Raw genomic sequence first — 13091 nt, forward strand, 5'->3', positions numbered from 1 at the left:
GTGTGTCCCTACTCCCCGCTGTCGGGGGCGTCGTCGCCCTTGATGTGGCGGGCCGGGTTGATCTGCTCGTCCTCGACGGTCCGGGCGAGCCAGAGGAAGTCGCGGGTGCCTTCGTGCTTGACCATGCCGGGGCTGACGCCGAGGCGGAACCCTCCGGGCAGCGGCTTGCCCTCGGGAGTGCGGGGCATGAAGTCCAGCGGGCCGGGGCCGTGGGAGAGGTAGACGGCGCAGTCGGACAGGATCGCCACGGGGAAGAGACCGGCCCGCGCCCATGCCATGAGCTTGCGGTGCTGGTTGGTGCGCACCTTGCCGATCAGCTCGGCCCGGGCATGGGGACTCCAGGTCGGGCGCTGGAGGGCCGGCCACGGCTCGCCGAACTTGTGCTTGATGCCTTGGGGGCGCTCGCGCAGCTTGCCGATGCCGCCCTTGACCGTCGACTTGATGGCCGAGAGCACGGCCGCCTGGCCCGGGTCCACGTTCTTGTGACGGTCCATCGCGGCGAGGAAGTCCTCGTCGGGCATGCCGGTGGTGACGCCGAGGTCGGCCATGGTGGCGATATAGGCGTCACGCAGGCGGGTGTACCAGGCGTCGAAGTAGGCGGCGCTCTCATGGCGGACGTACGCCTCGGCCGGCGCCACGTCGTGGCCCAGCTCCACCGCGTAGGCGACGGTCGAGGTCGCGTACCAGGCGGGCCCGGCCGGCCGGATCCCCTTGGGGGTGAAGGGGTTCGGCAGCCGGGGATCGATCTCGATGTGGGAGAGGTCGACCAGCCAGGAGCCGGGCAGCTTCGGCTCGAAGGCCGGGTTCTTCACATGGGTCGCCGGGCCGGTGCCGATGACGAGGCGGTTGGCGGCGGCGGCGAAGGCCATGTTGACGTCGAGGCCGACCGCATGGGTGTAGCCCTGGGTGCATTCCTCGTCGGTGAGGGGGCGGAACCAGTCGTACGCCTCCTCGTCGATGACCTGGTCCGGGGTGCGCACATGGTGGCGGGGGTAGAGGGCCGCGACGAGGGGATGCTCGGCGGGGGCCTCGGGCGGTGCGGGATCGAACGGTTCGGTCAGCGAGCCGGGGTTCGGTCCGGACACCCAGGAGCCGGTGGCCGCGTCCTTGACCGCGCGGGTCGGCGGGCGCAGCGCGGTCATCAGCTCCAGGCCGCAGACGGCGGTGGAGCCGCGCGGGGTGAGGACGCGGGTGGCGTACGTGCCGAGCACCGCCGCGATGTCGGGCGGCGGCAACTGGGCGGTGTCCCCCCACGAGCGGGTGTCGAGGGCGCCCCACGGCAGGATCGCGAACTGCACGCACTGCCGCTTGCCGCGCTCGGCGGGCCGGTAGACCCGGGCCCAGGGGCCGAACCCGCGCTTGGTCAGCTTCCAGTCGGCCTTGGCCAGTTGCTTCAGGACCTTGTGCTCGTCCGGGAGCCGCAGGCCGCGCCGGTCCTCCAGGACGGCCGGGAGCCCGAGACGTTCGGCGGCGGCGTTGGTGAGCGCGATCAGCGGGTCGGCGTCCTGGCCGTGCCGGTGGAGCCGCGCGGCACCCAGCTTCGCTTCGGTCAGGGCCCATTCGACCAGTGCGGGCAAGGTCTTGGCCGGGCAGTCCAGCACCAGGCCGCCCACGCAGTACGCCGATCCGTCCCCGTCCAGCACGGCGAGCGGTCCATGGGCGAAGCGGGGGTCGGTCTCGGCCGGGGCAGGCTTCTTTGGCGCGGCCCGCTTCTTGGCCGCGGCCTGGGTCGGGGCCGGGCGCCTCGCCGTGGACGGCCTCGGGGCGGGCGCCGTCGCGGGTCCGTAGGCGGGGGCGGGGGACGCTTCGGTGGGGGAGGGGGCGGGCGCTGCCGCGCCGGGTGCCGGTGCGGCAGCGGCGGGCCCGCCCGACTCCGGCGCCTGGGCGGGGAGTGCGGGGCCGTCCGACGTCGGCGATGCCGGGTGCTGGGCGGCCCAGCCCTCCAGCAGCCGCAGATAGGCCTGCAGCCGGGGCGGCCGGGGCTCGCTGCGGCCGTGCTCCCAGTTCTTCACCGTCTGTGGCGTCGTACGCAGTACCTGGGCGAGCCGGGCCTGTGTGACACCGGCCGCCTCCCGGAGCCGGGCACGCTCCGCCGGTGACGGCAGTTGCGGCTCACCTTCCAGCAGCGCGTCGACCGCCGCGAACAGCTCTTCCTCGGTGGGCATGCTTCACCTCCGCCCCGAACCTAGCATAATTTACCCTTGAATTTAACCGTAATTTTATCCAATGAGTGGGACGGATGTCCGGGTCGTGACGCCGACCCGCCGTCGGTGGCCTGCCGTCGGCAGGCATGCTCAACACGCTTGGGACGGCCGCGCGTTGGGGAGGCTGAGCCGCATGCGGATCGCGAGCAACGACGACCTCCTCCATCGCGAGGCGACGTGGTTGCGGGGCGCCGCCGCACGGACTCGCTGGTACGCCCGAGCGTTTCCCGATCTCGGCGAACTGGAGCGCCGCAGGCTCCAGATGGCCGTGCTCCACGCCTGGATCCGCCACCGCTACCCGGTCGGCCTGCAGTTCGTGTCCAACTACGTCGCCACCGTCGTGACGGCAGTCGGGATGGCGGTGGCCTCCGCCACCGCGGGTGTGGTGGCCGCACTGTTCGCGACGGGCACCGGCGGTTCCGCCCGAACGCCCTGGTGGCTCTACCCCACGGCGACCTGGGCCGCCGTCTGCCTCGGCACTCTCGTCGTCACCCGGGGCGACGTGCGCCAGGTCGTCTCCCTCTTCCGCAGGCTCGGTCTCCGGGGCACGCTCTGGCGCGTGGCGCATCCGCAGATCGCCTATTGGTTCGTACCGGCCATGGTGCTCGCGACTGTCGTCGTCGCTGCCGCGGCGTTCTGGCTGACCATGAAGACCGTGCCGTCCGCCCCGGCGGGCCAGCAGTTGATCACTGCTGCGACAGGGCTGTTCGGCGTGATCCTCGGCTTACAAGAGGTCCGTTGGATGCGCGCGGTCGAAAGACTCCTCAACCGCAGATTCCGGCAGCCTCATCGGCCTCGTCCCCTCGACGCCGTGCTCGTCGAACTCGCGGCGGCCACCTGGGCGTGTCACCGCGGTCGGGCCCGGTGGTGGGAGCCGCGGAACATCAGGACGGTGCGGGCCCGACTTGCCGTCGCAATCGAAGCTGCCGGCGACACCGAAACCGTGCGACGGAGAACCTCGATCACTGAAGTCGCGGTAAGGCGCCAGGCGAGACAGTTCCACACAGCTCTGGCGGAACTGATCCGACGTCACGACCGCGCGCTCACCCAGGTGCGCACCGCCCGGGAGTACGACGCGATCACGGACTCGCTGCGTAGGGGTGTCCTCGCCCTCGCGACGGGCGACCTGGAGGCCCTCATGCAGCACAGTGCCGCTGAGCCGCCGACGTCCCGGGCCGCCCGGCTCGTGCGCCGTACCGGCTCCAGCCTCGTCCTCATGGCATTCGCCGTGATCATCCCGCTGCTGCCCGGAGTGGACAGCGCCACCGGCGGAGGCGTGCGCGTACTGCTGCTCATGACGGCCGCACTGGCCCTCACCCCGGCCGGCGACAGCGCCTCAAGCTCCATCCGATCCGCACTCGAAAGGTCCCTGTTCACGAAGGGCACTCCGTGATGGCCCGTAAGACGCGCTGCCGCACTGCCCGAGAGCCCCGGCTCTCACTGGCTCGAGCAGGGCGGTGTGCACGCCGGCGAGGGACAAAACCTGCCCGTCGGAACAGAACTTTGTGGGCTGCCAGGGGAGTTGGGGCGGAAGCTCGTTCCTCGGTCGTCGGCGGACCCTCGCATGCGATGCCGTCTTTCCGTACGGCGAAGACGCGTGGAGTGCCGGGCGACCCGGCGAGTGCCCTCCGTGCCGACGCCCCTCTTCGGGGCGCGGGCCACATCGGGCATGAGTACGGCCACTCGGACGGGGCGGGCACGAGCGGAAGGCGCGCAGGCGCGAGAGATGACGCTTCCGGCCGTACGGGGCAGCTCCGGCCGTACGGGGCAGCTCCGGCCGTACGGGGCAGCTCCGGCCGTACGGGGCAGCCGGTGTGCGGGGCCGGCGCGTCGGTGTCCCGGGGGCGCCGCGCGCCGATGCAGCCCCGCCCGCCTGGGGCACGTATCGCTCGGTCGGCGGCACGGGCTGTTGTGCCGGGCGCGATCCGGGTACCTGGGTAGGACCGCGGGCTTGCTTGCGGACTCACGCGCCCGTGAGCCCTGCGTCTCCGCGAACCCTGCGTATGCGCGAAGCCCGCACATCCGCGAAACCGAAGCCGAGGGAGCCGTCGTGAAGTTCGGTGTGGCCACCTTCATCACCGACCAGGGCATCGCGCCCGCCCCACTCGGGCGCGCCGTCGAACAGCGAGGACTCGACTCCTTGCTCATCGCCGAGCACACCCACATCCCGGTGGACCGCCGCTCGCCCTACCCGGGCGGCGGCGAGCTGCCGGAGATCTACTACCGGACCCTCGACCCGTTCGTCGCGCTCAGCGCGGCCGCCGCGGTGACCGAGCGGATCCTGCTGGGCACCGGCATCGCGCTGGTCGCCCAGCGGGACCCGATCATCACGGCCAAGGAGGTGGCCTCCTTGGACCTGGTCTCCGGTGGGCGGGCCGTCTTCGGGATCGGCGTCGGCTGGAACAAGGAGGAGATGGAGAACCACGGCACGGACCCGCGCACCCGGGGCCGGCTCGTCGACGAGCGGCTGCGGGCCATGCGTGAGCTGTGGACGAAGGACAAGGCCGAGTTCCATGGAGAGTTCGTCGACTTCGATCCCGTCTACTCGTGGCCGAAGCCGGTGCAGCGCCCGCACCCGCCCGTCTACGTGGGCGGCGGGGAAGCGGCCTTCCAGCGGGTGGCCGCCTTCGGTGACGCCTGGCTGGCCAACAGCCTGCCGCCCCAGGAGCTGGGGCCGAAGATCGACCGCCTGCGGAGCATCGCGGGGCGGGACGTGCCGGTGACGGTCTACGCGGTGTCGAAGGACCCGGCGACCGTGGAGCAGTACACCCGGCTCGACGTGGAGCGGCTGTTGCTCTACCTGCCCACGCTGCCGGAGGCCGAGACGCTGTCCTACCTGGACGAGCTCGCCGACGTCGCGCAGCGCTTCCGGTGAGCGGCCGGGGCCCGCAGTGCCGAGGATGACGAGCGGGCAGGCCCGGGAGCAGTTCGACCGGGCCCGGATCGCCCGGCTCGCGACCGTCGATGCTTCCGGCCGGCCGCACCTGGTCCCCACGGTCTTCGCCCTCACCGGCGACACCGTGGTCTGCGCCGTCGACCACAAACCGAAGCAGTCGGTCCGGTTGAAGCGGCTGGCCAACATCCGCGCCCATGGCGAGGTGTGTCTCCTCGCCGACGGCTACGACGAGGACTGGGACCGACTGTGGTGGGCACGGGCCGACGGCACTGCCGCCGTGCTGCCACCGGCCGCGGAGTCTGCGGTGTCGGCGCGGTACGTGGAGCTGCTGGTGCGGAAATACCGGCGGCAGTACGCGGACCGTCCGCCGGATGGGCCTGTGGTGGAGATCGTGGTGGGCCGGTGGTCCGGGTGGCGCGCCACCGCGTGATCGGCCGTCGCCGAGCGGGGTGCGGAGCGGGAGCGTGGCTGCCAGGCCCGACGTGCACCTCTTGCGCGTCGCGGCGTGTACCTCTTGCGCGTAGGGACGTGCACGCCGTGCCCTGCATGGGCCTATGGGGAGCCTGCCCCGGATGGAGCCGTGGGGACCTGCCCGTATGGTCCAGCCGGACTGCCGGACTGCCGGACTGCCGGACTGCCGGATTGCCGGACCGCCGGACTGCCGGACCGCGAGACCGCGGGGCGCGCACATTGTTCGCGCCGGCGCGTTTCAGCTTCGATGCGCGGGGCACACGCCCCTTAGTCCCCGGCTGGCCTCCCCCGTCCAGCCGGGGACTGTCGTCTTCAGCGGTCGTCTTTGGAGTCGGTGGTCCGGGCTGCTGCTCCCTGCCCGACGGGTTACTAGAGGGAAACCTCAGATCTCGCGCAAACCTTGCAGCTCAGCGTTGATCCGTTGGACGAGCGGTGCCAGGGTTTCGGGAATCCCTCGCAAGCAACACAGTGAAGTCGTGGAGGCCCTATGGCTGTCCGTCGTGCCGCTGTCGTCGCCGCGTCAGCGGCAGCGCTCAGTCTTTCCCTGCTGGCCACTTCGTGCCAGGTCAACAGCGCCCCGTCGGCCGCCGTCACCAAGGAGCGGCCGCCCGCGAAGAAGGCCGTGGCCACCGGCAGCGGTGGCGCGGTCTCCAGCGTCAACCCGTACGCCTCCCAGGCGGGGCTCGAGGTGCTGCGCAAGGGAGGCAACGCGGTGGACGCGGCCGTGGCGACGGCCTCCGCGCTCGGCGTGGTCGAGCCCTACTCGGCAGGCGTGGGGGGAGGCGGCTACATGGTCTTCTACGACGCCAAGACGAAGAAGGTCCACACCCTCGACGGCCGGGAGACCGCCCCGCGCGGCATGCGCAAGGACTCCTTCCTCGACGGTTCGGGCAAGCCGCTGCCCACCGAGGACGCGATCAACTCGGGCCTGTCGGTCGGTGTCCCGGGCACGCCGGCGACATGGCAGCAGGCGCTCAAGGACTGGGGCACGGTCTCCCTGGCGAATGCCCTGCGCCCGGCCACCCGGATTGCGGACGACGGCTTCGTGGTCAACGACGAGTTCCGGGCCCAGACGGCCATGAACGAGAAGCGGTTCCGCGACTTCAAGTCCACCACGGACCTGTTCCTGCCCAAGGGCAAGCTCCCGGTGGTCGGCTCGCGCTTCCGCAATCCCGATCTCGCCCGCACCTATCGGCTGCTCGCCCGAAAGGGCGTCGACGCGCTCTACCACGGTGACGTGGGCCGCGATGTGGTGCGGACCGTCCAGAAGCCGCCGATGGCCGCCGGCGCCCAGCACAAGGCCCGCCCCGGCCTCATGAAGACGGCCGATCTCGCCGACTACACCGCCAAGCGCAGGGATCCGACCCGGACCACCTACCACGGTCTGGACGTCTACTCCATGGGACCGTCCTCGGCCGGTGGCACCACGGTGGGGGAGGCGCTGAACATCCTGGGGAACTTCCACCTCTCCAAGAAGGACAAGACCCAGGCGCTGCACCACTACCTGGAGGCCAGCCGGATCTCCTTCGCCGATCGCAACCGCTGGGTGGGCGACCCCGCGTTCTCGGACGTGCCCACCAAGCAACTGCTCTCCAAGGAGTTCGGCAAGGCCCGGGCCTGCCAGATCCGTTCCGACAAGGCGCTGACCAGCCCACTGGCTCCCGCCGACCCGCGCCACCCGGATGCGGGCTGCGACCTGAAGACCGGCAACAAGCAGCCGCACGAAGGGCCTTCGACCACACATCTGGTGGCCTCTGACCGCTGGGGCAACGTCGTCTCCTACACCCTGACGATCGAGCAGACCGGCGGCTCGGCCATCACCGTGCCCGGACGCGGATTCCTCCTCAACAATGAGCTGACCGACTTCGACTTCGCTCCGATCACCAAGGGGACGCCGGACCCGAACCTGCCGGGCCCCGGAAAGCGTCCGCGCAGCAGCATGTCGCCGACGATCGTCCTGCGGGACGGCAAGCCGATGATGGCCGTCGGCTCCCCGGGCGGCGCCACGATCATCACGACGGTGCTGCAGACCCTGGTCAACCGCTTGGACCTCGGCATGTCGCTGCCGGCGGCGGTCGCCGCACCGCGTCTCTCGCAGCGGAACCAGACGGAGACGGAAGCCGAACCGGCCTTCCTCGACTCGCCCGAACGCAAGAAGCTGGAAGCCATGGGGCACCGGTTCGTTCTCGCCCCGAAGGCGTTCACTCCCTCACCGGAGATCGGGGCGGTGGCCGCCCTGGAATTCCTTCCGCAGGGCAAGGTCACGGCGGTGGCCGAACCCAAGCGCCGAGGCGGCGGTTCGGCCATGGTGCTCCACGAATCCCGATAAGCCCACCAGCCCCGAACCCGGTGCGGTCCCCTCCGGAACATGCCCCGGAGGGGACCGCCCGGCCCGCTCCGCTCGCACGGTCGCCTCAGCCGCCCTGCCGCCTCCGCCGATGGCGCAGATGCCCCCCTTGATGATCACATTCGCTGGCGGGCCGTACCGTTCACCTCCTACGATTGCTTTACCCGGGGGAGGAGTTGGGCCACGTGGCGCGCAGAAACACACCTTCAGGACAGGTGCCTGGACGGTCTTCAGCGAATCGGATCGAGGCCGCCGTGGCCTGGGTCATCAGGCACTTCGACGGGGTCGTGGCCATTTCCGGTGCCATGGTCGTCGGCCTGATGGACATCTTCAGCGATGCCGTCTCCGACAATGTCACCTCCGGTGCGACCCTGCTGGTCCTGGCCGCCTTGGTCTTCGGGTCGCTCACCGAGCGGCGGCGCCGGGTCGCCGACATCCGGGAGGCGACGACGGGGACGCAGAAGGCGCTGGAAGACCTCGCCATGGTGCGGTCGCTGTCCGGGACCGAGGTCCGGCGCGCTCTGGACGAGGCCCGTCAGAACACCGACCGCTGGGTGTTCAAGGGCGGCACCGGCACGTATCTCCGCGCCGTCACGCTCCCGGAGTGCGTGCGGAAGGCGCAGGAGCAGCGCCGCTCCCTCACGATGAAGATCGACATCGTCAACCCGTCGGACGCCCAGGCCTGTGAGGCGTACGCCCGCTTCCGGCGCACCTTCGACGGCGGGCAGGCGGACACGACGCAGCGGCGGACCTGGAGCGCCGAGCGCACCCGCAAGGAGTCGTACGCCACCGTCCTGGCCGCCTGCTGGCACAAGCAGCGGCTGGACGTCCTGGAGATCGACGTCCACCTGTCCGCCGTGGTCCCGACCCTCCGGTTCGACCTGACCGACTCGTGCCTGATCATCACGCAGGACGATCTGCGCCGGGTCAACCTGCTGGTGGACCGCGGGCGTCCGCTCTACGACTACTACCTCACCGAGCTGCACCAGGCCCGCGAACAGGCGATCGCCCTCGACCTGCACCGCGCGCCGCCGCTCAGCGACGAGCCCACGGTCGACGAAGTGCGCCAGCTCTTCGAGAGGCTGGATCTCGCGCTTCCCTCCACCGTCACCGACACGGACGTCGCCGAGATCGTCGAGAAGGCGCTGCATGCGGAGAACCCGTACCGGAGCTGAGGCGCTCCGGGTGTCCTGCTTCACGGCCGGCTGCGGACAGGGAGGACCCTTGCCGACTGACACCAGCTCCACAGGCATGGCGCGACGTCGTTCCGCACCTCCGCCGGTCCAGGAAGCAGAGGTACCCGTGTACCGAGTCGGCCTTCCAGGGGCACGGGCTCGTGATCCGCACTCCGCCACGCGCCCGTGCAACGCGCTCCCACCCCGGGTTGGTGATGATCCGGGCCCTGCCCACCCGGTAGCCGAGGCCCGCCGTATACGCGGTCCGCGCCGTCGGCGGGGCCGGTCGGCCACCTCTTCCGCGTCCCGCCATTCCCTACGGCCCATGCAGCCCTCACATCCCTTCTGGCTCTTACGCCCCGCACGGCCCCAAGACCGCAGCGCCCTCCGGGAGGTCAGGTGAGCCGCCCCAGGCGACGTCCCATGGATTACCGCATGTTGGAACGCACCATCGAGCAGGGCAACGGGACCGCTGTGCTCTTCGGTGCGGCGGCCGCCGCGCTGGAGGACGTCACCTCCGGGCAACGTCAACTGCGCGCCATACACCACCCGCTCGGCTTCTTCTGCCTGCCGGTGCTGCGCGACGGGGACGAAGGCGTCTGTGTGCATGTCTTCGAGCCCGGCGCGAGCGACCCCGTCGAGCTCACCACTTCACCCGTGCACTGCCACAGCTGGGAGCTGACCAGCTTCGTGCTCTACGGCGAGGTCGGAAACCTGCGGTCCCGGGTGCACCAGGACGCCGCGCAGCCCACCCACCGTGTCTTCCAGGTGGACAGCAGCCCTTCCGGGGTGGACGAGATCCGGCCGACTTCGCGGCTGGTCCGTTGCGAGCCCGGGCCCGAGGAGACCAGCGCCCGCGGGCAGGTCTACCGGCTGCCGGCCGGGGCGTTCCACAGCACCGTCGTCCCGAAGGGGAGCGCGGCGGCCACCCTCGTGCTCGGCCGTTCGCTTCCCCGGCGCACCGACCTGTCCCTCGGACCCGTGAATGGCACGGGGCACCGGGTGGTACGACAGACATGCGACGCCGCGCAGACCGCCCGGACGGCGCGGTCCGCCCTCAGGAGGATCCATGGGCATCACCCGGAATGAGTCAGCCGGCCCGCAGGACGCTCCAGGGCCGTTCCCCGCGGGGCCGTTCGCGCCGGAGGCGTTCGCGTCGGCGCGGTTCGCTGCGGAGCAGCGGCTGGCCGTGGCCACGGTGCGGGAGGCCGGCGCGTTGGTGCGTGCGCGCTTCCAGGACGAGTACGACATCCAGCCGAAGGGCGACGAGGGCGATGTCGTCACCGACCTCGATCTGCTGGCCGAGCGGCTCGTCGTACAGCGCATCCGCGAGCACTATCCGCACGACCGGATCATGGCCGAGGAGTCGGGCACCCTGGAAGGCGACGGCGGGCCCGCGACGGGGCCGCGCAGGACCTGGCTGGTCGACCCGCTCGACGGGAGCAACAACGTCGTCATCGGTCTGCCCGCCTATGTCGTCGGAGTCGCTCTGTGCGTGGACGACGAGCCGGTGGTCGGCGCCATCCACGACCCCGTCACCGACCGGACCTGGTCGGCCCTGACCGGCTGCGGCGCGTACGGTCCGTACGGGCGGATGACCGGCCCCTCGGGCCCGCTCGCAGCCTCCGGGCCGTTGCTCGCCTGGACCCAGGGACATGCCGTCGCCCGCGACGATCCGGCCGCGCGCACCCTCAAATCGGCCCTGGAGATCCGCTCCCGCCGCCTGCTGCAGTTGTGGGCGCCGCTGCTGACCTGGTCGATGCTCGCCCGCGGCGACATCGACGGATTCGTCGGCTACCGTGCCGAGGCCATCGACTTCCCCGCCGGCGCGCTGCTCGCGGCGGAGGCGGGGCTGGAGATCCGATCCCTGGACGGCAGCCGGTTTCAGGGATCCATCGACGGGCCCGACACCGACCGCAGCTTCGTCGCCGGACGGCCGCAGGACATGCCGTACTTGCTCGATCTCGTCAGGCGGAGCGAGGCCCTCGACCACGTGCCCTAGAGGGGCGACGGCGGGAAGACATCCCCCGCGAGCACCCCAGGACCTGTCCGGCCGATCATGCGACTCCTGCGTCCGCAAACCGTTGATGTGAACCTGGGGCAGGGTGAGGTGACCGATGCCGAGTGGGGTCGGCTGCGGCCGTTCCTCGGTCACGCTGCGGCGGCCCCGGGCAGTTCGACGAGGTGGTCGTGGACATGGAGCTTGCGTCAGGTGGGGAGGCAGGGGGATGAGTTTCCGGCTGGCGGCGTACGCCGTGTGCATCCAGGACGGGCTGGTGCTGCTTGCCTGTCAGGTACCACCGAAGGGCGAGGCCAACTGGACTCTTCCGGGCGGCAGGGTCGAGCATGCGGAGGATCCGTTCGATGCCGTGATCCGGGAGGTCGCCGAGGAGAGCGGCTGCGACGCGGTGGTCGAACGCCTGCTGGGCGTGGACTCGAGGATCATCCCCGCAGCCGAACGCACCGTCCCCGGCGGACCGGAGCACCAGAATGTCGGCGTCTTCTACCGGGTCCGCATCACCGGCGGCCGACTCCGGCCGGAGCCGAACGGTGAAATCGCCGAGTGCGTCTGGACTCCGATCCCCGACGTCGCCGCACTGCGCCGCTCCTCGCTGGTCGACATCGGCCTCGCCCTGGCACAGACCCTTCCGGCAACCGGCCACGTCGCTCCCGTCCCGGTCGGCGGCCTGATCCAGCACTGATGCCACCACCCATCTCCCTGGCCTGCTCGACCGTCCGCCGGCCTCTGCACGGTCGGCTGGACACGTCCCAGGGCCGTCCCCGCTACCTCGTCGCCACGAGCGCCGCCGTGGAGGCCGCCACCGCGCCCGTCGCGAGGACCGCGCCGGTCGCCATGAAGCTGCGCAGCGGCACCCGGACGCCCTGCGCATGGCAGCGCTCGAACCACAGCAGGGTGGCCAGGGACGCCCACGGGGTCACCACCGGGCCCACATTGGTGCCGATCAGCAGCGTCAGCAGCTGCTGGTGGTTGCCGAGGGGCACGGCCGACTCGCCCGCCAGATAGACGGGCAGGTTGTTGAGGACGTTCGACAGGCCGGCGCCGACCGCCGAGGCCCGGAACATGCCGAGCGCGCCGCCGTCGCCTCCGATCGCCGACGTCAGCAGTTCGTGCAGCCCATTGGCGTTGACCGTCTCCACCACCAGGAACAGGCCCGGCACCATGACGAGCAGCCGCCACGGCACCAGCGACAGCCGCAGGCTGGCCGGGCGGCGGACGGCGAAGACCACCACCACAACCGCCGCCGCCACCGCGGACGCCGACCACAACGGCACATCGGCGACCAGCATGGCGATCAGGAATCCCGCACAGACCACGGCGCACACCCGGAACAGCACCGGATCCCCGGGGCGGTGCGGGGCCGGCGGAGTGTAGGCCTCCGCGCCGCGCCGTCCGCGGCGCCAGAAGAACACCCACAGACAGCCCATCGTCACGGCGATGGCGGCGAGTTGGGGAGCCCACATCGTGGCGGCCATCTCCGTGGGCCGCAGTGCCACGCGGTTCGCGGCCAGCAGGTTCGTGAGGTTGGAGACCGGCAGCAGCACACTGGCGGTGTTGGCCAGCCACACCGTCGTCATCGCCAGCGGCACCGTGGCGATCCCCACCCGGGAGGCGAGCGCCAGCATCACGGGGGTGAGCAGGACCGCCGTGGTGTCGAGGTTGAGGGTGATGGTGGTGACGGAGGCGAACGCCACGCACAGCACGAACAGCCTGCCGTAGCCACCACGCCCGGCGCGGGCCACACCCGAGGCGACGACGTCGAAGACCTCCGCCTCGCTGGTGAGCTCGGCCAGCACGATGACCGTGCCGAGGAAGGCGAGGAGGGGACCGACCCGGATCATCGCCTGGCCGGCCGATTCCGTGGGAAGCAGGCCCGTGGCCAGACACAGCAGACCGCAGGCGAGCAGCCCTCCGGCCAGCCAGTCCAGTGGATGCAGGCGTTGTATGGCGCGCACACGGAAAAGAGTAAACGCTGTAC

10 protein-coding genes are annotated in these 13091 nt (G+C 71.2%); 8 read left to right on the top strand and 2 right to left on the bottom strand.

The features are described from left to right. Positions 1-8 precede the first annotated feature (8 nt). On the bottom strand, positions 9-2165 hold the full coding sequence (gene tap / locus AB0411_RS16955) for a telomere-associated protein Tap (protein WP_366418075.1): 2157 nt from the start codon (positions 2163-2165) through the stop codon (positions 9-11). 172 nt (positions 2166-2337) lie between these two features. On the opposite strand from tap, the gene AB0411_RS16960 reads away from it, so the two are divergent. From AB0411_RS16960 to AB0411_RS16995, 8 genes are all read left to right on the top strand, one after another. Continuing rightward, positions 2338-3597: a hypothetical protein gene (locus tag AB0411_RS16960; RefSeq protein WP_366418076.1), complete on the top strand. Its 1260-nt coding sequence runs from the start codon at positions 2338-2340 to the stop codon at positions 3595-3597. A gap of 657 nt (positions 3598-4254) precedes the next feature. Then, positions 4255-5079 carry an LLM class F420-dependent oxidoreductase gene (locus AB0411_RS16965; protein WP_366418077.1) on the top strand — a complete coding sequence of 275 codons (825 nt, stop codon included), beginning with the start codon at positions 4255-4257 and terminating at the stop codon, positions 5077-5079. 16 nt (positions 5080-5095) lie between these two features. Further along, a complete protein-coding gene (locus tag AB0411_RS16970; RefSeq protein ID WP_366418078.1) occupies positions 5096-5530 on the top strand; it encodes a TIGR03668 family PPOX class F420-dependent oxidoreductase in 435 nt (144 codons plus the stop codon). Positions 5531-6058: 528 nt separating this feature from the next. Beyond that, complete coding sequence (gene ggt / locus AB0411_RS16975; RefSeq protein ID WP_366418079.1) at positions 6059-7900, top strand: gamma-glutamyltransferase; 1842 nt, start codon at positions 6059-6061, stop codon at positions 7898-7900. A 272-nt stretch (positions 7901-8172) separates the two neighbouring features. Further along, the gene (locus AB0411_RS16980; RefSeq protein WP_366418080.1) at positions 8173-9093 is read left to right on the top strand and encodes a hypothetical protein; all 921 of its coding nucleotides are present in this window, start codon (positions 8173-8175) and stop codon (positions 9091-9093) included. Positions 9094-9528: 435 nt separating this feature from the next. Next, positions 9529-10182, top strand: a complete 654-nt coding sequence (locus tag AB0411_RS16985) for a hypothetical protein (RefSeq protein WP_366418081.1) — start codon at positions 9529-9531, stop codon at positions 10180-10182. Then, entirely contained in the window at positions 10163-11095 is a 933-nt protein-coding gene (locus AB0411_RS16990; protein WP_366418082.1) for an inositol monophosphatase family protein, read from the top strand. Before AB0411_RS16985 ends, AB0411_RS16990 begins: the two co-directional genes overlap by 20 nt. A 226-nt stretch (positions 11096-11321) precedes the next feature. Then, positions 11322-11795, top strand: a complete 474-nt coding sequence (locus tag AB0411_RS16995; RefSeq protein ID WP_366418083.1) for an NUDIX hydrolase — start codon at positions 11322-11324, stop codon at positions 11793-11795. A gap of 82 nt (positions 11796-11877) precedes the next feature. On the opposite strand, the gene AB0411_RS17000 is transcribed toward AB0411_RS16995, so the two are convergent. After that, entirely contained in the window at positions 11878-13068 is a 1191-nt protein-coding gene (locus tag AB0411_RS17000) for an SLC13 family permease (RefSeq protein ID WP_366418084.1), read from the bottom strand. Between the last annotated feature and the right edge of the window lie 23 nt (positions 13069-13091).

This window comes from Streptomyces angustmyceticus (assembly GCF_040701845.1).
Lineage (GTDB): Bacteria > Actinomycetota > Actinomycetes > Streptomycetales > Streptomycetaceae > Streptomyces > Streptomyces angustmyceticus_A.